Genomic DNA, 21917 nt, shown 5'->3' with positions numbered 1-21917 from the left:
CCCCCGGACCGAATTAGTTTCGGCCAGCGGTACGGGTACTCTCCGGAGTCCCCGGTTTCTTCCAACAACGGGGGTTGGGGACGATGTCCATGCACGGCGCGGACGGGGGCGGGGGCACCGACGCGCTCGCCGTCCTCGAGCTGCTGGCTCAGCACGCACCACCAGGCCGCTTCGAGGCGCTGCTGAGGGACGCCCGCCGTTCCGGCATGCCGGAGGGCGAACTGGCAAGGCTGGAACGAGCCGTTCAGCTCGCCACCGGTATCAGCACCTCCTTCAGCCGCCGCGAGCAGCGCGAGGCCGGACTCGCCGCCCTGGTCGACACCGCACGGGACCTGACCTTCCCGTACGACCTCGACAGCCTGCTGCGGGTCATCACCCGCAGGGCGCGGCGGCTGCTCGACTTCGACATGGCGTACGTCAGTCTCCGCACCGCCGGCGGCTCGTCCTACATCCACACCACCGAGGGCTCCCTGACCGGCCTGACCTCCGGCCTGCGGGTCCTCGACGGCCACGGACTCGGCGGCGAGGCGCACGCCCACGGCGAACCGGCCTGGAGCGCCGACTACCTGGAGGACGACCGCTTCTCGCACGCCGAGGTGATCGACGAGGTCGTACGGGCGGAGGGGCTGCACGCCATCATGGCCGTGCCCCTGCGCAGCGGGGAGACGACCGTCGGCGCGCTGTACGGGGCCGACCGCCGGGTCCGCCACTACACCCCGGACGAGATCGGGCTGATGTCCTCGCTGGCCGACCTGGCCGCCGTCGCCATCGAGAAGGCCGGACTGCTCGACCAGACCCGGGCCGAGGTCACCGAACTGGAGCTGGACAGCTCGCGGGCCCGCACCAGCCTGACCCGGATGCGGCACGTCAGCGAGGCCCACAGCCGGATCATGAACCTCGTCCTGTCGGGCGGGGACCTGTGCAACGTGGCGAAGGCGGCGGGGGACGCCCTCGACGGCACCGTCATGATCCGGGACCCCGGCGGGCGCAGCCTCGCCTCCGGCGGGGACATCCCCGGCCTCGACGAGGAGTCGGTGGCGAAGGCCTCGCTGGACGCGCACGCGGGCCGCCGGCCCGTCGTCACCGGTGACAACACCTGGGTGGCCCCGGTCATCGCGGGCTCCGAGGACCTCGGCGTGCTGGTGATCCGCACGGCCACCGGTCTGACCGGCGAGGACGAGCGGCTGCTCGAACTCGCCGCCCAGTCGGTCGCGTTCCTGCTCCTGATGCAGCGTTCCACGGCCGTCGCCGAGGGCCCCGTGCGCGACGAGCTCCTCGACGACCTCCTCGCCGATCCGCAGCACGCCCCGCAGCAGATCGTGCAGCGCGCCCGCCGCCTCGGCATCGACCTGCGCAAACCCCACGTCCTCGTCGTGGCCCGGCCCGAGGGCGGTGAGCAGGGGCGCGCGGTGGTGTGGGCGTCCTCGTACGCCTACCGCATGTCCGGTCTGAAGACCGTCCAGGGCGGCTGCATCGTCCTGCTCCTGCCGGGGATCGACGCCTCGGCGGCAGCCCAGGCGGTGTCCGGCGAGCTGTCCCCGCTGCTCGGGCACCCGGTCTCGGTCGGTGCGGCCGGCCCCGGCTGGAGCCCCGACAGCGCGGCGCGCATGTACCTGGAGGCGACGCGCTGCCTGGACGCGATGAGCGCGCTGGGCGGCTCGGGATCGGCCGCGTCCGTGCAGGATCTCGGCTTCCTGGGGCTCCTGCTCTCCGACGACCACGACGTCGACGGCTTCATCGAGTCGGCCATAGGCCCCGTCCTGGACTACGACGCCGAGCGGTTCACGGATCTGACGCGCACCCTGGAGGCGTACTTCGCGTCGGGCGCGAGCCCGACGAACGCCGCGGAAGAGCTCCATGTCCATCCGAACACGGTCTCGCGCCGGCTGGAGCGGATCGGGGAACTCCTCGGCGCCGAGTGGCAGAAGCCCGGCCAGGTCCTGGAGGTGCAGCTGGCGCTGCGCCTCCAGCGCACCCGGGACGTCCTGGCCCGCCAGCGCGGCACGGACCCCGCCCGCCCCTCGGCACAGGACCGGGACCGCGCGACGCCGTAGGCGGACCGGGGACTGCCGGGCCGTGCGGGGCGCGGGCCCCGCACGGGATCGCGAGCGAGTGTGCCGCCGGGTGCGCCGGTCGCGCGGGGACGGGATGCCCGAGCCGCCGCAGGCGGCTCGGCCACGGGGTGCCCGGACCGCTGGGGGTCCGGGTGCCCGTCCCAGCGCGGCGCGCGGGGTGCGCCCACGGGGTTGCGCGGGTCCGCGGGTGCGCTCGCCGGATGCGCTGGTCCGCATCGTGTGCGGGCCCGTGGGGCCGGCCAGGCCCCCCGGCGAGGCCGGCCCCCGGGACGGCTCGCCCGGTCCCGGTCAGCTCGCCGAGCGGCCCGGTTCGAACGCGGCGTCCCAGTCCGTCGCCAGGACGGTCGCCGCGTGGGCGGCCGAGGCCAGCGTGATGTGACGGTGCCAGCCGCGGAACGAGCGGCCCACGAAGTCCCGCAGGCCCGCACCCTCCCCGACCTGGGCGAAGTCCCGCTCCACCCGCCGGGACAGCTTCGTCAGACGCAGCAGTGTCCCGACCGTCGAACCGGTCAGATCGGTGATCCAGAGCCGGCTCGGAGGCCGCCTCGGGTCATCCCACTCGCCCAGCAGCAGCAGGGGCCGCATCCGCTCCCCCGCGGGCGCCGGCAGGGCGACCCGTACCACCGTCGCCAGCGAGGTCCGCGAGGTCCGGGTGCCGGAAGCGGTGTCCAGCCAGCCGACCGGACGGCGCAGCCCCTTGAGCGACTCGAGGATCTGCTGGGCCGGCAGCGGCCCGGCACCGAAGCCGGGCAACGCCCGGTCCGCTACCGAGAGCCGGCACGTCGCGCTGATCCTGGCGACCACGGGCACCCCCGCCCCGGCCAGCCGGTTCAGGGCCGCCCGCCCCGCCCCGCCGCGGATGTCGAGCAGCAGCGGCTTGCGGGTCACGTCCTGCCAGCGCGCGGTGTCGAGCGCGGCGGCGACCGCGCACTCCTCCAGGGTCTCCTCGCCCGCCCCCTCGGGGACCTCGGCGCGGTCACGCCGGGTCCGGTCCTTGACCCAGGGGTCGGGCAGGAAGAGCCGCCAGTTGACCGGCACGCTCAGTTCCTCGGCGGCGAACCACACCCCGAACGCCTGCTGGCCGCGGAACACCTGCCCCCGCTCCGGGTCGAAGCGGCGGTCGACGCCGACCGAGTGCTCGCCGGCCTTCGGTATCGGCATCGAACGGACCACCCACGCCTGTGGGCAGCTGTTCTGCTCCAGGAAACCGGCGAGTGCGGCTCGCATCGGCCGCCAGTCCCAGGTGGAGCTCGAAATGAAATGGTGCAGACTCTGCTCGGCGGCCGCGCCACCGATCTGTGCGGCGATGTTACGTATCGACTTGCGGCCCTGTGCGGTCAGCAGACCCCGAAGGTACTGCTCTGCCTTCAGACGCTGATCGCGCCGGGGAAACCCCGAGAAGAGCGTGGCACAGAGCTCGTCGTAGACATCGTCGGCCACCGCGGTCCGGTACGGCGCCGAGTGCGGCCCGAGTCCGGTGCGGTGCTGGATCCCCAGTGAATCGAGAACGGTCCTGCGCTTGGTTGCGACGGATGAACTCACGACACTCCTGCCCGACGGTTTCGCAGCTCCCTCCAGCTGCCCTCACACCGTCTCGTCCGGGGCCCACCGGGGGCGAGGTGTACCCGGCACCCGTCTGGGCCGCCGGATGGTGGTCGGACCACCGGGGGCGGCTTCCCGGGTGACGTACAGGGGTCCGGACACCGTCCGGCAGGGGAGAGAGGTGTGGCCGGACCACCAGGGGGCGAGGTCCGGCCACAATCGCGTCACCCGGTTTCAAACCGGCGCGCGGGTGATCTGACAGACTCCCGGACCCCGCTTTGACCAGGGTGGAACGCGGCCCGACCATCGCAGGACGAGGCGGAACGGGCCGGCTCCTGGTTAATGCCCCAGGCCAGGAGCCGCGCCTGTCCGTCTCGCTTACGTGGTGGGCGGCGCACACCCGCCCACCGCCCCACGCCCGTGCCGCCGCTCCTACGCGCGCGCCGCCGCCTCGGCGTCGCGCCGGGCCACCCGGGCCGCGTGCGTCGGCCCCTCGGGCACGTCGGCGGGCCGCATGCTCTCCATCTCCTTGCGCAGCACCGGGACCACCTCCTCACCGAGCAGGTCGAGCTGTTCCAGGACCGTCTTCAGCGGCAGGCCGCCGCTGTCCACCAGGAACAACTGCCGCTGGTAGTCGCCCACGTACTCCCGGAAGGACAACGTCCGTTCGATCACCTCCTGGGGGGAGCCGACCGTGAGCGGCGTCTCGCGCGTGTACTCCTCCAGGGACGGCCCGTGGCCGTAGACCGGCGCGTTGTCGAAGTAGGGCCGGAACTCCCGTACGGCGTCCTGCGAGTTCTTCCGCATGAAGACATGGCCGCCCAGGCCGACGATCGCCTGCTCCGGCGTTCCGTGGCCGTAGTGCGCGTACCGCCGCCGGTAGAGCCCGACCATCTTGGCCGTGTGCTCCTTGGGCCAGAAGATGTGGTTGGCGAAGAACCCGTCGCCGTAGTAGGCCGCCTGCTCGGCGATCTCGGGGGAGCGGATCGAGCCGTGCCAGACGAACGGCGGGACGCCGTCCAGCGGGCGGGGCGTCGAGGTGAAGCCCTGGAGCGCCGTACGGAACCGGCCCTCCCAGTTCACCACGTCCTCCCGCCACAGCCGGTGCAGCAGGGCGTAGTTCTCGACGGCGAGCGGGATGCCCTGGCGGATGTCCTGGCCGAACCACGGGTAGACCGGGCCGGTGTTGCCGCGCCCCATCATCAGGTCCACCCGGCCGTCCGCCAGGTGCTGGAGCATGGCGAAGTCCTCGGCGATCTTCACCGGGTCGTTGGTGGTGATCAGCGTCGTGGACGTCGACAGGATCAGCCGCTCCGTGCGGGCCGCGATGTGGCCGAGGAGCGTCGTCGGGGAGGACGGCACGAACGGCGGGTTGTGGTGCTCGCCCGTCGCGAAGACGTCCAGTCCGACCTCCTCCGCCTTGCGGGCGATGGTGACCATCGCCTTGATGCGCTCGTACTCACCCGGCGTGGTGCCGTCGGTGGGATCGGTGGTCCTGTCCCCGACGGTGAAGATTCCGAACTGCATGACACAACACTCCAAGCCGCCCCAGCAAGGTCCGTCCTCCCCATACTGCACGACCTCCGGCAGAAACGGAAACTTATCCGGAAAGCCTTCCGGTGGCGCCCCGCCGCCCGTCGGTCATGGTGACGAAGTCTTCGGCGCGGGCTGGACGCCCCGCCCCCCGATGCCCACGCTCACGGCCATGACACCCGTACGAGAAGCCACACAGCCCGTCGTCACCGCCTGGTCGGACATCGGCTGCCCCTGGGCCTCGCTCGCCCTGAACACCCTGCGGGCCACCGCCGCCGAACGCGGCCAGGACCTCCTCATCGACCACCGCGCCTTCCCGCTGGAGCTGTTCAACCGCCAGCCCACGCCCAAGCACATCGTCGACGCGGAGATCGTCATGCTCGGCGCCCACCGCCCCGAACTGGGCTGGCGGCTCTGGAACGCGCCCCTGTGGGAGTACCCGTCGAGCATCCTGCCCGCCCTCGAGGCCGTCCAGGCCGCCAAGGCACCCGAAGCGGGCGGTCTGCGCGGCTCCGACCAGCTCGACGCCGGCCTGCGCCGCGCCTTCTACACCGAACACCGCTGCATATCCGTCCACTCCGTCATCCTCGACATCGCCGAGGAGTGCCCCGACGTCGACGCCGGCGCTTTGGAGAAGGCCCTGTCCCAGGGGGCGGGCCGGCGCGAGGTCTACGAGCAGTGGCACGAGGCGCGGGGCCCCCACATCCAGGGCAGCCCGCACTTCTTCGCCCCCGGCGGCTACACCGCGCACAACCCGGGCGCCACCTACGTCTTCACCGGCGACCTCTACGACGGCGGCTTCCCCCGCCTCGACCACTACGACGCCGGCTGGGCGACCACCCTGCTCGACTCCCTGACCGGCTGACGGCTAAGCGCGGGGACGACGGGCCGGCCCCGAGGAGGCGCCTCCCCCGACACGGCCCGACAGGCCCTAACCTGCCGCCATGGGAACGCGCGGGCAGCTGCCGGTCGTCGCGGCCGTCGCGGCCGGCGGCGCCCTCGGCGCGGCCGCCCGCTATGCCGCGGTGCTGGCCTGGCCCACCCCGCCCGGCGCCTTCCCGTGGACGGTCCTCGCCGTGAACGCGTCCGGCTGCGCGGCGATCGGCGCGCTCATGGTCCTCCTCACCGAGGCCGGGGCGCCGCCCCACCGCCTCCTGCGCCCCTTCCTCGGCACGGGGATCCTCGGCGGCTTCACCACCTTCTCCACGTACGCGCTCGACACGCAGCGCCTGTTGAGCGCCGGGGACGCGGCGCGGGGCATCCTCTATCTGGGATCGACGGCGATCGTGGCACTGACCGCCGTCTGGGCCGCGACCACGGCGGCCCGTGGCGTGCTGGTGAGGAGACCGCGATGACGAGACCGGCGGGCAGGGCCCTGCGCGTGACGATCCTGGTCGGGGAGAGCGACGTCTGGCACCACCGGCCGCTGTACTCCGAGATCGTGCACCGGGCACACGAGAGCGGTCTCGCCGGAGCCTCCGTGTTCCGCGGCGTGGAGGGTTACGGCGCCTCCTCCCTCGTGCACACCACACGGCTGCTCTCGCTGAGCGAGGACCTGCCGGTCGCGATCGTGCTCGTGGACACCGAAGAGCGGATCCGGGCGTTCCTGCCGCATCTCGACGCGCTGGTGGGCGACGCACTCGTCATGCTCGACGACTGCGAGGTCATCCGCTACGGCGGCCGGGAGCGGCGGAGGTGAACTGGCTCCTCGTCCTCGCCGGCGGAGCCGTCGGCGCGCCCCTGCGCTATCTGACCGACCGGGCCGTCCAGTCGCGCCACGACTCGCTCTTCCCCTGGGGCACCTTCACGGTGAACGTCGTCGGCTCCTTCGTCCTCGGCCTGCTCACCGGCGTCACCTCGGCCCGGGCCCACCTGCTGCTCGGCACGGGCCTGTGCGGGGCGCTGACGACGTACTCCACCTTCTCGTACGAGAGCCTGAGGCTGTACGAGAGCGGGGCGCGCGGATACGCCGCGGCCAACGTCGGCGGGAGCGTGGCCGCCGGACTCGCGGCCGTCTGGCTGGGAACCGGGGCGGCCACCCTGCTCTAGGGCAGTTGCGAGAGTCCCGCCTGCCCCGCGCCGCCCGGCACGCCCGCTCGCCGCGTTGCCGGGAACGTCCCGAGTACGCCCCGTACGAGGACGCTCCTCCGCCTGGCGAGCGTCCCTAGCCGCGGGTGTCCGCTCGAGACAGGTGCACTCCCGGCCGGTGGCAACGGCGCGCTCCGATGGCAGGGTGGGGCCGGGGGCGCCCCTCGGGCGCGGAACCCACGGGCGGCGTCCGCACGACGGGCGGCGTCCGCACGGGCGCCGACATCGCCAAGGCCCTGGCGCTCGGCGCCTCCGGAGTCCTCGTCGGCCGCCCCTACGCCTACGGCCTCGCCCTCGACGGTCAGGCGGGCGTCGACCACGTCCCGCGCTGCCTCCTCGCCGAACTCGACCTGACCCTGGCCCTCTCGGGCCACGCCGGGCCGGCGACGCTGACCCGGGAGGACCTCACCGAGTCCGCGCGGTGCAGACGTCCCGGCGGACCACCGCAGGGTGAGCGGGTCCCGGACGCCAGGCGGCTGAGCCGGGCGGGATCGCGGACGCCGCTGTGACGCCCCTCGTCAGCGGCCCGGGGGCCGGAAAACCCGCGAGCCCGCACGACCCCGGTTCGCTACGATCGCGGTGGCTCGCGGCCCCGTTCCGTCACCCCGCGTGACGTCGGCGAGCGATCGTGGCGATCGCGCCGGCCGCCGTCTCCCGACCCGGGCCCGCCGTGGCATCGCCATGGGCGCCCTGCCTACGAGAAGGAGCATCCGAGGATGGCTCGACACCTGGTGACCAGCGCGCTTCCCTACATCAACGGGATCAAGCACCTGGGCAACATGGTCGGGTCGATGCTCCCGGCGGACGTGTACTCCCGGTACCTGCGCCGGCGCGGCCACGACGTCCTCTTCATCTGCGCCACCGACGAGCACGGCACACCGGCCGAACTGGCCGCGAAGGAGGCCGGGCTCTCCGTCGCCGCCTTCTGCGCGCAGGCGCACGACGCGCAGAAGGCCGAGTACGACGGGTTCGGCCTCGCTTTCGACCACTTCGGCCGCAGCTCCTCGCCGCAGAACGCCGAGATCACCCAGCACTTCGCGCGCCGGCTGCACGAGAACGGCTTCATCGAGGAGCGGGCGATCCGCCAGGTGTACTCACCGGCCGACGGCCGCTTCCTGCCGGACCGCTACGTCGAGGGCACCTGCCCGCACTGCGGCTACGACAGGGCCCGGGGCGACCAGTGCGAGAACTGCACGCGCGTCCTGGATCCGACGGACCTGCTCGGCCCGCGCTCGGCGATCAGCGGCTCCACGGACCTGGAGATCCGCGAGACCAAGCACCTCTTCCTGCTCCAGTCCAAGCTCCAGGACGAGGTCGAGGAGTGGATGGCCACCGTCTGCGACCAGTGGCCGCAGCTGTCGACGTCGATCGCCCGCAAGTGGCTGACCGAGGGCCTGAACGACCGCGCCATCACCCGCGACCTGGACTGGGGCGTGCCGGTCCCGGCCGACACCTGGCCGGAACTCGCCGCCGAGGGCAAGGTCTTCTACGTCTGGTTCGACGCCCCGATCGAGTACATCGGCGCCACGAAGGAGTGGGCGGACGCCGCCCCCGACGGTGAGAGCCGCGACTGGAGGTCGTGGTGGTACGAGGCCGACGACACCGTCCGCTACACCCAGTTCATGGCGAAGGACAACGTCCCCTTCCACACGGTGATGTTCCCGGCGACCGAGATCGGCGTACGGGAGCCGTGGAAGAAGGCCGACGTCGTCAAGGGCTTCAACTGGCTGACCTTCTACGGCGGCAAGTTCTCCACCTCGCAGAGGCGCGGCGTCTTCACGGACGCGGCCCTGGAGATCCTTCCCGCCGACTACTGGCGCTACTTCCTGATCGCCAACGCTCCCGAGTCGGACGACTCCTCCTTCACCTGGGAGCACTTCACGGCCACGGTGAACAAGGACCTGGCCGACACCCTGGGCAACTTCGTCAACCGGGTGCTGTCCTTCTCCCGCAAGCGGTTCGGCGACGAGGTCCCGGCGGGCCGCGCCGCCGGCGACGCGGAGGCGAAGCTGGGCGCGGAGATCGCCCGCCTGCTCGCGGAGTACGAGGAGCAGACGGAGGCGCTCCAGTTCCGCAAGGCCGCCGCCGCCCTGCGCGCCCTGTGGTCCGCGGGCAACTCCTACCTGGAGGAGAAGGCGCCCTGGCTGGAGATCAGGACCGACCCGGACGGCGCCGCCCTGACCCTGCGCACCGCGATGAACCTGATCCACCTGTACGCGATCGTCTCGGAACCGGTCATCCCGGCCACGGCCGCCGCCCTGCGCGGCGCCTTCGCCCTCCCGGACGACACCGCGACCTGGGTGACCGCCGACCAGGCCGCCTCCCTGACCACCCTCCCGCCCGGCACGCCCTTCACGGTCCCCCCGGTCCTCTTCGCCAAGATCACCGACGAGTCCCTGACCGCCTACCGCGCCCGCTTCGGCGACGCCACGGGGTCCTGACGGCCGTACCGGGGTCCTGACGGCCGTACCGGGTGGGTGGCGCGGGCCTCGTGGGTGGCGCGGGCCTCGCGGCCGGCGCCGGGGAGGCTCTGTCAGGGGCGGCTGCCATCATGCTCCCCATGGATCTCGCACACCCGCTCGACGGCCTGGACACCTTCCCCTGGGCCTCCTTCTCCCACGCGTACGGCACCGCGGAGGACGTCCCCGGCCTGCTACGGGCACTGGCGGGTACGGACCCGGGCGAGGCGGACGAAGCGTTGTCGGAGCTGTACGGGTGCGTGCTCCACCAGGGAACGGTCTACACCGCCAGCGCCGCCGCCGCGCCGTTCCTCGCCAGGGCCGCGGCTGCCGGTCACCGTACGGCCGACGTTCTGGGGCTGCTCGGCGGCATGGCGGAGAGCGAGGACGAGTACGGCGTGGCACCGGGTGCGGTGCGGGCGGCCGTGGCCGAGCAGCTGGAGCTGCTTCTGCCGCTGCTGGCCGATGCCGAGCCGGTCGTCCGTCGGACCGCCGCCTGGGCGGTCTCGCACACCCGCGGCACGGACACCGCCCTGCCCGAACTGCTCGCCCGCTGGGCGGAGGAGACCGAGCCCGCCGTCCGGGCCGAGGTCCTGGCCGGGATCGCCCGGCTCGACCGGCGGCGAGGAGCGGCCGAGGCGGCGTCCGTGCTGGGGAGCGTCCGGAAGGCATCGGCGTCCGCCCCAAGGGCGGAGCCATGGCGACCGGCGACGACGCGGCGATCGGGCGCACCGGACACCGCGGCCCAGGCGAGACTCTCCGGACACGACCAAGAGCCCTCCGAGCCCGCTGTGGTGCGGTTGGCCGCCCTCTTCGCCCGTCTCGACGCGGGCGCTTCGTGGACCGAGTCCCTGCACGCGACGATGGTGTCGCTCCTGCCCGCCGACTCCTTGCGCTCCGACTTCGACCTCGCTCGCGGCGAGCCGCTGGCCGCCGTCGTCGAAGCCCTCCTGGCCCGCGACCTCGAGCCGGATCGAGAGGCGGCCTTCGCCCTGGTCGACGCCGCCCTGCGGGACGACCGGGCCGAGGTCAGGGCCGAAGGCCTGTGGGCGGCCGACCGCGCCTGCATGCTCTCGCGCGGTGCCCCACGGCGGTTGGCGGAGGGCTTGTGCGCGGCGGCTGTCGACGACGAGTCGGTGATCGGCATGGCGTCCCTCCTGGGACGGCTCGCCGGCGCCGCCGAACCGGCGGCGGCCGTTCTCGCCCCGCTCGCCGGACGGAACCCGGACCGGGAGGACGATCACGCCGACCGTGCTCTGGCCGCGCTCGCGCTCGTCGCGCCCACGCGGGCCGCCCCGCTCCTCGCCGCCGGCCTCGGGCGCCGCCCGCGCGCCCTCGACGCGGCCACCCGGCTGTGGGACGCGGAAAGCCCGGCCTTCCCGTACGACGGCGAGCTTCTCGACGCCGTTCGCTCCCGCCTCTCGCGGCCCGGGGAACTCAGCGGCAACGAACCCTGGCAGCTGACCGCTCTGTTGGCCGGGTGGGGCGCCGAGGCGGCGGCGGCGCTGCCCGAACTGTGCGCAGCGGTGCGACACCTTCCCGGCCAGGCCCCGCGCGCCCTCGTGTCGGTGGCGGCCGACTGCGCTCGGCCGGATCGCGACGTGGCCGTCGCCGCCCTGCGGGAGGCGGCCCGAGAGGGGTCCCTGCCGGCGGCGAAGGCCTTGTACGACCTCACGGACGATCCCGAGCCGCTGCTGCGATGCCTGGAACAGGAACTCGGCCGGGGCGGCCGAGACCCGCGCGATGCGGCGCGGATCGCCGCGGAACTCGGCTCCAGGGGAGCGGTCCTGGCGCCACTCCTGCGTGAGGCGCTCAGCGGCCCGGACGAGGACACCACGCCCGCCTTGGACACGGACACGGCCCTCGCGGTTGCTCTGTGGCGCGTCACGGGGGACCCCGGCCCCTCGGTCACCGTCCTCGGTTCGGTCTTCGACCGTGCCGCGCGGAGCCCGTGGACCCGCTGGTCGGTGGCGCGGGCCGCTCGGGCGACCGCCCTCCTGGGCCCGGCCGCTCGCCCGCTCACCGCCAGACTGGAGGCGGCCCTCGACGATCCGGTGCAGGCGTCGGCCGTGGTGCCGGCCCTGATCGCCGTCGCGGACCCCGCGGCTCTGGACCACGCCGCGCTCGCCGCGACCGCCCTCACCTCCGCCGAGTCGGGCGCCGATCCGGCGGGCGCCTGCGAGGCGCTGGAAGCCCTGGGAGCCACCGCCCTGAACGGCGACCACCTGCGCCGGCTCGCGGTCCTTGCCGACGGCGACGCCCGCGTGGTCCGCTCGGGCGTCGAGAACCGCGTCATCCACCAGGACGAAGCCTTCCGGAACCGTGCCAGGGCGCTCCTCACCGCGTTCAGCAGCGAGACGGCGCCCTGAGCGGACATCCGTGAGCGCCGCAGCGGTCCGCGGAAGGCTCTCCCGAAGGAGGGTCTTCCGCCGGCCGCTCCCGGCAGCTCATGCGCCGAACAGGTCCGGATGGGGGCACGGCTCCAGCGGGCCGCCGGGGCGATCGGCCCACTTCCACCAGACATGCTCTTCGGAACACCCCCAGACCACACGGCAGGTCTGCGTGTCGTCATCGTCCCGCGGGCACAGAACGAACGCTCCGGCCGTCAGTCGCCGGTCGCACAGAGGACAGAGGGGAACCGTCTCGTCCGGCATCACGCGTCACCGGTGCCGAGCGCATCAGGCGTCGCCCACCCGTGGAGCTCGACCCTCACCTGACGGTCGTGCCCGGCGTGCGGCACGGCCTCGCCCTCGACGCGAGCCCCGGGAGCCGGCAGCTCCATCTCCGGCGGCATGGCGGTGATCTCGGCCGAGGCCACGGCCTCGGGGAAGCCGTCGAGGGAGAGGAAGGCCCCGAAACGCCGCCGCCCGTCGACTTCTCCGGTGACTCGGGAGCCGACGGGCAGAGCCTCGACGGTGGCCGCCCAGCCGCGCCGAAGAACCTGCGGCGCCGGCCCGTTGGGGCCCGTGGGCCACGCGTAGTCGTCCATGGACGGATCCTCGCAGCGACGGAGGCTGGTGACCACTCATTCGGGCAGTAGCCGTTCCAGCATGAACCGTGTCCTGGGGTCGGGATCGATGATCAGCGACTGGACGCGATAGCGGCCTGGTGACAGTTCGACGCGGAGCGCCTCCGCCCGCTGCCGGGCGTCCTTCAGGGAGCCGAGGATCCTGCCGGCCTCGTAGGCGGCGTCGGCGAGGACGTACCGCCCCGCGAGTTCGAGGGAGAGGACGTCCTTCCAGCCGTCGGCTGTCGTGGCGGCGCGGACGGCGGACAGCAGTCCCGTGTCGTCGTCGGCGTGGCACCAGCGTGCGAACGTGAGGGGCTCGGCGAGCCAGGTGACGGACAGGGGCTCGGCGCCGAGCGTCAGGATGTCGCGGCCGGCGATCCGCAGGGCCGAGACGTACTCGTCGATCACGTCGTCCGCCTCGTTCCCTTCCCATGCCGGAAGGAGTTCCTCCGGGATGAGCGCGTAGCGGGCGAAGTCGGTGCGGTCGAGCCAGGTAGCCATGGGACGGATCATCACACCCGTCTCTGACAGGTGTGGGGCGGGGTCGTGCTGCCGAACCAGAGGGGCTCGGTCGTGGCCTGGCCCTTCTGCCGTACCGGTTGTCCTGCGGCACGGAACCCGGTCACTCGCCCCTGCCGAGCGGCCGGTTCCCGGCACGATCCGCAGGACGGCGACTCCTCAGGTCCGAGGCCGCGCCCGGCTCCGACGGGGCGGCCACGGGGCTCAGGAATCGAGCACGGCGGCGACGGCCTCGATCTCGACGAGCTGGTCCCGGTAGCCCAGCACGGTGACACCCAGCAGGGTACTGGGGACGTCGTGGTCACCGAACGCTTCCCGGACCACCTCCCAGGCAGCCACCAGGTCCTCGCGCCGGGCCGATGCGACGAGGACCCTTGTGCTGATCACGTCCCGGAGCGACGCCCCGGCGTCCCGGAGAGCGACCCGCATGTTCTCGACCGCTTTCGCTGCCTGACCCGCGTAGTCCCCGATAGCCGCCGTGGAGCCGTCGGCGTCGAGCGGACACGCCCCGGCCAGGAAGATCAGGCGTGCCTCGGCAGGTGCCGTGGCCGCGTAGGCGTACTCGGCGACATCGGAGAGCGAGGCGGAGCGAATCAAGGTGATGGCACGAGCCATGGCGGCCGGGTCCTTTCGCGTCGATGGTGCGGCGCTGAGATCGTGCCCCCGCCCGGTGCGTCCCGTCTCCCCGTTTTCTCCTCGACCCGCTACGCGATGACGGCGGGACGAGCCCGGCCTCGCGTCAGCCGGACGGATCGAGCCATTCCTGCCATCTCTCCCCCAGGAACTCCCGCCGTGGGCCGGAGACGGTCCTGACCAGCGAAAAGACCCTCCCGAAGGAGGGTCTTCCGTCGTGCGCCCCCGGCAGGACTCGAACCTGCGGCCAAGTGCTTAGAAGGCACCTGCTCTATCCACTGAGCTACGGGGGCCGGGTGGTGGCCCGGTGGCCGGGAGCCCCTGGTGGGTGGGGCGTGGCCTGCCGGGTCAAGGATAGGGCTCCGATCGCCTTGGCCCGGTTGCTTCACCTGCGTGGCACGATGTGGAGGTTCGGTGAAGCGGAACGATAATCGCAGGCAGGTGCGATTCCCGCAGCGCTTTTCGCGCCACTTGGCCCGGGTGTTGTGCACTCGTTATGCCTGAGGCTCGTGTCGTCAGTTGTTCGGTCGGCGCGTAGGACCGTTATACGCTTCAAAAAGGCTCCAAAATTGGGCATTCTTCGCATGTGGTGACCTTGGACGAACGGCCTCAGCTGATCGACGCACTCTCCGCCCTGCGCGACTGTGTCGCCGCCGTGCGTCTACCCCTCCCCCTTCCGGGCGCCCCACGCGCCCGGCAGACCCGTGTCGAGCTGCTCGCGCAGCTCGACGACTACCTCGTCCCCCGGCTCAAGGACCCCGACGCCCCCCTCCTCGCCGTCGTCGGCGGCTCCACCGGAGCCGGGAAGTCCACCCTCGTCAACTCCCTTGTGGGGCGGAGGGTCAGCGAGGCCGGCGTGCTCCGCCCCACCACTCGTACGCCCGTGCTCGTCTGCCACCCCGACGACCACCACTGGTTCGCCGGCATGCGCGTCCTCCCTCAGCTCACCCGCGTCTGGCTGCCCCAGCAGGACGACGACCACCCCGCCGAGGAACCCGCGCAGGACAACGCGCTGCGCGTCGAGACCTCCTCCGCCCTCACCCCCGGCATCGCCCTCCTCGACGCCCCCGACATCGACTCACTCGTCGTCGAGAACCGCCTGCTCGCCGCCGAGTTGATGTGCGCCGCCGACATCTGGGTCATGGTCACGACCGCCTCCCGGTACGCCGACGCCGTCCCCTGGCACCTGCTCCGTACCGCGAAGGAGTACGACGTCACCCTCCTCACCGTCCTCGACCGCGTCCCCCACCAGGTCATCGGCGAGGTCTCCCGGCAGTACGAGGCCTTGCTCGACAAGGCCGGCCTCGCCGACGTGCCCCGGTTCACCATCCCCGAACTCCCCGAGTCGACCGGCGGAGGCAGCGGGCTGCTGCCGGACACCGCCGTCGCCCCGCTGCGCGCCTGGCTCGCCCACCGCGCCCAGGACCTCGCCGCCCGCCAGCAGGCCGTCGCCCGGACCGTCTCCGGCGTCGTCGGCTCCCTCGACAGCCGCGTCCCCGAACTCGCCGCGGCCGTCGCCGCCCAGTACGCCGCCGCCGTCCGCCTCGGCGGCGCCGTCGAGACCGCCTACACCGAACAGGGCGAACGCGTCCGCCGGCAGCTGCAGCGAGGCGCCGTCCTCGCCGGTGACGCCCGCACCCGCTGGCGGGCCTATCCGCGGGACAGCTCCGCCGAAGAGCTCCTCGACGCCCTCACCGAATCCCTCGCCGCCCTCGTCCACTGCGCCGTCGCGGCCGCCGACGAGCGGGTACGGGACGCCTGGCGGCGCGAACCCGCCGCCGCGGCACTCGGCGCCGCCGAGCTCGCCGGCCTCGACCCCGAGGCAGGCGAGCGGATCGGCATGGTCGTACGGCGCTGGCGGCGCGAACTGGAGGAACTGGCCGACGAGGAGGTGGGCGGCGGTGAACGCGCCGCCGCCTCCCGCTCCGTCCCCGCCCGCAGCGTCGGGGTCGACTCGGACACCGTCGCCGCCCTCCTCGCCACCGCCCTCCTCGGCGGCCGCCGCGCCCGGGCGGCCGGCGAACGGCTCGCCGAACTCCTCGGCGCCCAGGCCGCCCTGCGCCTGCGCGACAAGGGCGGCGAACTGGTCACGACGTACCTCGACCGCGCCCTGCACGCCGAACGCGACCGGCTCCTGGCCCCCCTCGACGCCCTCGACGTGACCCCCGAGCCGCAGGCGGAGCTGATCGCCGCGCTCTCCGTACTGCAGAAGGAGAAGGACCGGTGAGCAGCAGCACGGTGGACGACCGCTGGGACGACGGCCTGATCGCCCGCAGGGCGGGGGCCGAACGGGCCGAGGACACCCCCTTCCCGCCGCAGGAACACCCCGAGGAGGAGGACGGCCTGCCGACCCTGGGCGGGCAGTACGGCGGTTCCCTGCGCATCCGTCTCGACGCCCTGCACGAACTGGTCGGCCTCTCCCGGACACGTCTGGAGAACGACACGCTCGCCGAGGCCGGACGCGTACTCGACGAGGCCGCGGCGCGTCAGCGGCTCTCCGCCCGGCACACCGTCGTCGCCATCGCGGGATCCACCGGAAGCGGCAAGTCCACCCTATTCAACGCCCTCGCCGGCGTTCCCGTCTCCGAGACCGGTCTGCGCCGCCCCACCACGGCCGCGCCCATCGCCCTCAGCTGGTCCGAGGGCTCGGCCGGGCTCCTGGACCGGCTCGCGGTCCCCGGCCGCCTGCGCCGCCGCCCCCTCGCGGGCGGCGCGGGGGACGAGGAGCTCCAGGGGCTCGTCCTGATCGACCTGCCCGACCACGACTCTGCCGTCACCACCCATCGCGACCAGGTGGACCGCGTCCTCGGCCTGGTCGACGCCGTCATCTGGGTCGTGGACCCCGAGAAGTACGCCGACGCCTCCCTCCACGAGCGCTATCTGCGCCCGCTCGCCGGCCACGCCGAGGTCACCTTCGTCGTCCTCAACCAGATCGACCGCCTGAGCACCGACGCCGCCGACCTCGTCCTGGACGACCTGCGCCGCCTGCTCGACGAGGACGGAGTGGCGCTCGGCGAGCACGGCGAACCCGGCGCCACCGTCCTCGCCCTGTCGGCGCTCACCGGGGAGGGCGTCGGTGAACTGCGCGAGCTGCTCGGCCGCTTCGTCCAGGACCGGACCGCGCCGGCGCGGCGTCTCGCCGCCGACATCGACGCCGCGGCGGGCCGGCTCCGGCCGGTGTACGTCGCCGACGGCCCCACCGGGCTCGGGGAACGCGCGCGGGACGACTTCTCGGCCCGCCTCGCCGTCGCCGTCGGCGCCACCGCGGCCGGTGAGGCCGCCGAGCGCGTCTGGCGCCGGAACGCCATCCGCGCCTGCGGCACTCCGTGGCTGCGGCTCTACCGCTGGTACGAACGGATTCGCGACCACGGCACCACCGATCCGCGCCTCCGGCTCCCCGCGGAGGACGAGCTGACGGCGCGCCAGCGCGTGGAGCAGGCGGTGCGGATCGTCGCCGCCGACGCCTCCCGGGGGCTGCCCGCGCCGTGGGGACAGGCGGTGCGGGAAGCGGCGGTCAGGGGGGCGGAAGGGCTGCCGGAGGCTCTCGACGAGCTCGCGGCGGGCGTCGGGGACCCGGCGGCCCGCCCGCCCCGCCCGGCCTGGTGGCCGGCCGCCGTGCTGGCGCAGGTGCTGATGACGTTCCTGCAGTTCGCCGGGGCGTTGTGGCTGATCGGCCAGATCATCGGCGTGGTGGAACCGGGTCTCCTGCCGCCCGTCCTGATCATGATCGGCGGCATCGTCGGCGGCCCGCTGGTGGAGTGGGCGTGCGCGGCCGCTGTCAAGGGCCCGGCCCGGCGGTACGGACAGGAGGCCGAGCGCACGCTGCGCGAGGCGGCGGCCGCCTGCGGGCGGGCCCGGGTGCTCGACCCGATCTCGGCGGAGCTGATGCGCTACCGGGAGGTGCGCGAGCAGTACGTCACGGTGTCGGGGACGCGGTCGGGTGCGCGTGTCTCGCGGCTCGGCGGAGCCCGGTGGGGAGGGACGCGGCCCGGCGCGCGGGTGAGGTGAACCCCCCCGGTTCACCCTCTCGGGTGATGACGTTTCCCCCGGTTGCGCGGCCGTCCACAGCCGGCAGCGGTATCCGCCCTGTCACGGAAGCCTGGTGACACGACGACAGGCCGAGTGGACGCAGGGGGAGTGAGTCATGAACGAGACGACGGTGACGCTGGTCGGGAACGTGGCGACGAGCGTGGAGTACCGGGAGACCGCGACGGGCGGGGTGGCGAGGTTCCGCTTCGCCGTGACGGCCCGCCGCTGGGACAGGGAGCGCGGCGTGTGGGCCGACGGGCACACCAGCTTCTACACCGTCTTCGCCTGGCGGGCCCTGGGCGCCAATCTCGCCGCCTCGGTCGCGGTCGGCGAACCGCTGCTGGTGCACGGCCGCTTGAGGGTGCGTGAGGAGGAACGGGACGGTCAGCGGAAGACGTTCGTGGACGTCGACGCGGTCGCGGTCGGTCACGATCTGTCACGGGGCACGGCGGCGTTCCGGCGCGTGATGAAGGGCGAACCGCGTCTGACGGAACGCCAGGAGAACGGCATCTCCGGTGCGCCCCGCGACCCGTGGGAGACTCCGCAGGCCCCTTCGGCGCAGGAGCAGGACCCGGCGGCCACGCCCGTCCGCCCGTCCGCCGACGGCCCCCCGCAGGTCGGCCAGGTCCTGGAACCCGTCCTCTGACCAGGAGTTGTGGGGGATATGTCGACACCGTGACCTGAGCATCCACCCGAATCGGGCCTCGGTGATAACGATTCCGAGACGGAATGGTTATCAGACCGTACGGAAGGGCAGCGAGCTCTTCCCCGTCCCTAGGATGCGCGGGTACTCATACGGGACTTGAGTCTGCACGCGAGTCCGGCCTTGAGTCAGTTGGGTCTGTGAGTCTGCTGGCGAAGCGCTCCCCCCACGCGTCGTGACACACGGTGCGGAGCAGCTCGCCCGGAGGGGAAAACATGTCTTCAGTTCTGAGGCGCGGCGCAGCCCGCCTTGCCGCCGCGACCGTGGCCTCCGGCCTGGTCGCCGTGGGTGCGATAGCCGTCGCCGGCCCGGCGATGGCCGACGAGGGTCCGCAGAGCACGGGCGGCGCGACCGCGACGCTCGGCAGCCTCGCCGTCTTCGACAAGGTGACCATCGAGGGCAAGGGCGAGTACAACGCCGGCCTGTTCGAGATGCAGGTCACCCCCGGTGGGGCGCTGCAGACCTACTGCATCGACTTCCACACGAAGGCCCTGAAGGGTGAGGAGTACAAGGAGGTCGGCTGGGACCAGTCCTCCCTGCACGACAACGAGAACGCCGGCAAGATCCGCTGGATCCTGCAGAACTCGTACCCGCAGAAGAACGACCTGGCCGACCTCGCCAAGAAGGCCGGCGTCGCGAGCCTCACCGAGCAGACCGCCGCCGCCGCCACCCAGGCCGCGATCTGGCAGTTCTCCGACAACATCAACGCGGTGCCGAAGGACGCGAACGCCGCTGCGCTCACCGACTACCTCGAGAAGAGCGCGCAGAACCTGGCGGAGCCCAAGGCATCCCTCACCCTCTCCCCGTCGTCCGTCGCCGGCAAGCCCGGCGAGCGCCTCGGCCCGATCACGGTGAACACCAACGCCGCCTCGGCCGCCGTCTCCCTCGTCCCCGGCGCGCCCGAGGGCGTCAAGCTGGTCGACAAGGACGGCAAGGCCGTCACCGAGGTCGCCAACGGCGGCCAGGTCTTCTTCGACGTCCCGGCCGGCTCCGCCGAAGGCGCGGCCGAGCTGACCGTCCAGGCCGACACGACGGTCCCGATCGGCCGCGCCTTCGTCTCCACCAAGGTGAAGAGCCAGACCCTGATCCTGGCCGGCACGAGCAAGTCCACCGTCAGCGCCAAGGCCTCCGCGTCCTGGGCGAAGAAGGGTGCGATCCCGGCCGTCTCCGCCGTGAAGAACTGCGCCAAGGGCGGCCTCGACGTCACCGCCTCCAACGAGGGCGACGAGGACTTCACCTTCGAGCTCGCGGGCAAGAAGGTCACGATCGGCGCCGGCAAGTCCGAGACCGTGACCGTCCCGCTCGCCGAGGACCAGGCGTACGACTTCACGATCACCGGCCCGAACTTCAAGAAGAACTTCAAGGGCGTCTTCGACTGCAAGACGGCCACGCCGGGCCCGGCCCCGTCGGAGACCCCGTCCACCGAGCCCTCCCCGAGCACCCCGGCGGGCACCACCGGCGGCTCCTCCACCGGCGGCTCGGGCGACCTGGCCGAGACCGGCAGCTCCAACGCCACCCCGATGATCGCCGGCATCGCCGCGCTCCTCGTGGTCCTGGGCGGCGGCGCGGTCTTCTTCCTCCGCAAGAAGAACACGGCCGGCCAGTAGGCAGTACGACGATGAACGGTGAGTGACGCGGGAGACCCCGTCACCGACGGCCCCGGAGGCGCGGACAGCGCACCGGGGCCGTCGCCGTCGTGTGGCGGTGGCGAGCGACGCGCGGGGCGCCGCACGACGGGCCTGTGTCCGGCGCCCGGTCTGCGTCCGGCACCCCGTTCACGTCCGGCGCCCGGCTTGCGTCCGGCGCCCGGCCTGCCTCGGGCGCCCTGCTTGCGCCCGGCGCCCGGTCTCCGTGTCCGGCGCCCGGTCCGCGTCCGGCGACGGGCCGGTGCCCCAGGACCAGCTGCGCCCGGAGGGCCGCCTCATACCGCCTGCGCCAGGCGACGCGCCCGGAGCGCGCCCGTCGTCGGACACGCTCCCCGGCGGAGCCGCCCGGGTCGCAGCCGATTCCGAGCGGCCCCCGGCTTCCCGCTTCCTCCCTTCCGCTCCCTGCCTACTGCGCTTACTGCCTTCTGCTTACTGCCTACGGCCCCGTGCCTTTCGGCCTCTCCTCCTTCTCCCTCTCTCTCAGGAGCACCACGTGAGACTTCGCAAGGCGCTCGGCGCCGCCGCAGCCCTGCTCGGCAGTGCCCTCGCCACCCTGACGTTCGCGCCCACCGCGCAGGCCGACAGCGTCGGCGGCGCGGACGCCCCGCCCCTGCGCTTCCTCAGCTACAACATCTGCGGCAACGTCTGCAGCGACGGGAAGGGGTACAGCAACCAGCGCCGGGTCGACAGCGTCGTCGCCGAGGCGACCGGCGCCACCTGGAACGCCGATCAGCTCCATCTCCAGGAGGTGTGCCGCCCGCAGTTCGACGCGATCCGCCAGCGCCTCGCGGCGTACGGCTTCCAGGGCCACTTCGCCACGGCCCTTCCGGGTGGCAATTCCGCCGTCTGCGGGGGCGCCGACTACGGCAACGCGGTCCTCGTCAAGGGCCCGATCACCGAGACCAAGGTGCTCGACCTGACCGTGGGCGGCGAGCGCGAGCCCATCACGGTGCCCTGCGTGAAGACGTACACGCAGAACCGCGCCAACTGGGCCTGCTCCGTCCACCTCTACTGGAACGAGGCCACGCTGCGCGAGCAGGAGGCCGCCAAGCTCGCCGCGCAGGCCGAGGAGTGGCAGGCCGCCGGAATCCCGGTGGTGCTCGGCGGTGACTTCAACGGCGGCCCCCGCTCGAAGATGGCCTCGTACTTCTACGCCCCCGCCATCGACGACGGCGGCTGGGGAAGCTTCATCGAAGCCGACGAGACGGACAGCGACCACTTCGTCGCCGTCCCGTGCGCGGACGGCCGTACGCACTGCCGCAGCGGCGAGCCGACCTTCAACACCACGAAGATCGACTACGTCTTCCTCTCGGCCTCCCACTTCAAGAGCGCCCAGGCCGACGTCCTCCCCCAGGACACCCTCGTCTCCGACCACAAGCCGCTCCGGGGCGCCGCGTACTGGGCGGACTGCGGGCCGTCCGCCGCCGACGCCGGCGCGGTCTTCCGCCGGGACGCCAAGGGCGCGCTCATGAGGTACGCGGGCCGCGCCGACGCGACCGTGGCCGGTGCCTGCAAGGTCGGCACCGGATGGAACGGCATGGAGCACATAGCCCGCGACGGGGACGCCCTCGTCGCGGTCGACACCGCGGGCTCCCTGTGGCGCTACCCGGCGAACCCCGTCAACGGCACGTACTCCGGCAGCACCCGTGTCCAGGCCGCCACCGGCTGGCAGACCTACGA

17 protein-coding genes, 1 tRNA gene and 1 pseudogene are annotated in these 21917 nt (G+C 73.0%); 13 read left to right on the top strand and 6 right to left on the bottom strand.

Features of this window, described 5'->3' with window-relative positions; all coding sequences use genetic code 11:
• Positions 1-83 precede the first annotated feature (83 nt).
• Positions 84-2054 (top strand): GAF domain-containing protein, encoded by a 1971-nt coding sequence (locus AB0K65_RS26660; RefSeq protein WP_365720768.1) that lies wholly within the window; start codon positions 84-86, stop codon positions 2052-2054.
• A gap of 309 nt (positions 2055-2363) precedes the next feature.
• On the opposite strand, the gene AB0K65_RS26655 is transcribed toward AB0K65_RS26660, so the two are convergent.
• Positions 2364-3566 (bottom strand): transposase, encoded by a 1203-nt coding sequence (locus tag AB0K65_RS26655; RefSeq protein WP_365720790.1) that lies wholly within the window; start codon positions 3564-3566, stop codon positions 2364-2366.
• A gap of 483 nt (positions 3567-4049) precedes the next feature.
• Positions 4050-5144 (bottom strand): LLM class flavin-dependent oxidoreductase, encoded by a 1095-nt coding sequence (locus AB0K65_RS26650; RefSeq protein ID WP_365720766.1) that lies wholly within the window; start codon positions 5142-5144, stop codon positions 4050-4052.
• Between the two features lie 178 nt (positions 5145-5322).
• Here AB0K65_RS26650 and AB0K65_RS26645 point away from each other — a divergent pair, with 178 nt between their 5' ends.
• The 7 genes and pseudogenes from AB0K65_RS26645 (at position 5323) to AB0K65_RS26615 (ending at position 12066) form a co-directional block, all read left to right on the top strand.
• The gene (locus AB0K65_RS26645) at positions 5323-6015 is read left to right on the top strand and encodes a DsbA family protein (protein WP_365720764.1); all 693 of its coding nucleotides are present in this window, start codon (positions 5323-5325) and stop codon (positions 6013-6015) included.
• 79 nt (positions 6016-6094) lie between these two features.
• Complete coding sequence (locus AB0K65_RS26640) at positions 6095-6505, top strand: CrcB family protein (protein WP_365720762.1); 411 nt, start codon at positions 6095-6097, stop codon at positions 6503-6505.
• On the top strand, positions 6502-6849 hold the full coding sequence (locus AB0K65_RS26635; protein ID WP_365720760.1) for a DUF190 domain-containing protein: 348 nt from the start codon (positions 6502-6504) through the stop codon (positions 6847-6849). The genes AB0K65_RS26640 and AB0K65_RS26635 overlap by 4 nt, the downstream gene beginning before the upstream one ends.
• Positions 6846-7199, top strand: coding sequence for a fluoride efflux transporter CrcB (gene crcB, locus AB0K65_RS26630; RefSeq protein WP_365720758.1), 354 nt, complete (start codon positions 6846-6848; stop codon positions 7197-7199). The genes AB0K65_RS26635 and crcB overlap by 4 nt, the downstream gene beginning before the upstream one ends.
• Before the next feature lie 242 nt (positions 7200-7441).
• Positions 7442-7645, top strand: a pseudogene (locus AB0K65_RS26625) (alpha-hydroxy-acid oxidizing protein); the annotation flags it as partial.
• 309 nt (positions 7646-7954) lie between these two features.
• Complete coding sequence (gene metG, locus AB0K65_RS26620; protein ID WP_365720756.1) at positions 7955-9679, top strand: methionine--tRNA ligase; 1725 nt, start codon at positions 7955-7957, stop codon at positions 9677-9679.
• Positions 9680-9798: 119 nt separating this feature from the next.
• On the top strand, positions 9799-12066 hold the full coding sequence (locus AB0K65_RS26615) for a hypothetical protein (protein WP_365720754.1): 2268 nt from the start codon (positions 9799-9801) through the stop codon (positions 12064-12066).
• A gap of 284 nt (positions 12067-12350) precedes the next feature.
• Here the strand turns inward: AB0K65_RS26615 and AB0K65_RS26610 are convergent, their stop codons facing one another.
• The 4 genes from AB0K65_RS26610 to AB0K65_RS26595 form a co-directional block, all read right to left on the bottom strand.
• Positions 12351-12686, bottom strand: a complete 336-nt coding sequence (locus AB0K65_RS26610; protein ID WP_365720752.1) for a hypothetical protein — start codon at positions 12684-12686, stop codon at positions 12351-12353.
• A gap of 36 nt (positions 12687-12722) precedes the next feature.
• Positions 12723-13208 carry an Imm21 family immunity protein gene (locus AB0K65_RS26605; protein WP_365720750.1) on the bottom strand — a complete coding sequence of 162 codons (486 nt, stop codon included), beginning with the start codon at positions 13206-13208 and terminating at the stop codon, positions 12723-12725.
• A 222-nt stretch (positions 13209-13430) separates the two neighbouring features.
• The gene (locus AB0K65_RS26600; protein ID WP_365720748.1) at positions 13431-13841 is read right to left on the bottom strand and encodes a Rid family hydrolase; all 411 of its coding nucleotides are present in this window, start codon (positions 13839-13841) and stop codon (positions 13431-13433) included.
• A gap of 238 nt (positions 13842-14079) precedes the next feature.
• A tRNA-Arg gene (locus AB0K65_RS26595) sits at positions 14080-14152 on the bottom strand.
• 293 nt (positions 14153-14445) lie between these two features.
• Between AB0K65_RS26595 and AB0K65_RS26590 the strand changes: the two genes are divergently transcribed.
• The 5 genes from AB0K65_RS26590 to AB0K65_RS26570 form a co-directional block, all read left to right on the top strand.
• On the top strand, positions 14446-16086 hold the full coding sequence (locus AB0K65_RS26590; protein WP_365720746.1) for a dynamin family protein: 1641 nt from the start codon (positions 14446-14448) through the stop codon (positions 16084-16086).
• On the top strand, positions 16083-17867 hold the full coding sequence (locus AB0K65_RS26585; RefSeq protein ID WP_365720744.1) for a GTPase: 1785 nt from the start codon (positions 16083-16085) through the stop codon (positions 17865-17867). Before AB0K65_RS26590 ends, AB0K65_RS26585 begins: the two co-directional genes overlap by 4 nt.
• 136 nt (positions 17868-18003) lie before the next feature.
• On the top strand, positions 18004-18534 hold the full coding sequence (locus tag AB0K65_RS26580) for a single-stranded DNA-binding protein (RefSeq protein WP_365720742.1): 531 nt from the start codon (positions 18004-18006) through the stop codon (positions 18532-18534).
• Positions 18535-18806: 272 nt separating this feature from the next.
• Positions 18807-20198 carry a Cys-Gln thioester bond-forming surface protein gene (locus AB0K65_RS26575; protein ID WP_365720740.1) on the top strand — a complete coding sequence of 464 codons (1392 nt, stop codon included), beginning with the start codon at positions 18807-18809 and terminating at the stop codon, positions 20196-20198.
• Between the two features lie 532 nt (positions 20199-20730).
• A partial coding sequence (locus tag AB0K65_RS26570; protein WP_365720738.1) for an endonuclease/exonuclease/phosphatase family protein occupies positions 20731-21917 on the top strand: 1187 nt, incomplete at its 3' end.

It is taken from the genome of Streptomyces sp. NPDC053755 (assembly GCF_040677675.1).
In the GTDB taxonomy this organism is placed as follows: domain Bacteria; phylum Actinomycetota; class Actinomycetes; order Streptomycetales; family Streptomycetaceae; genus Streptomyces.
The sequence above is the reverse complement of the archived record's forward strand: the minus strand, read 5'-3'. Positions and strand labels throughout refer to the sequence as shown.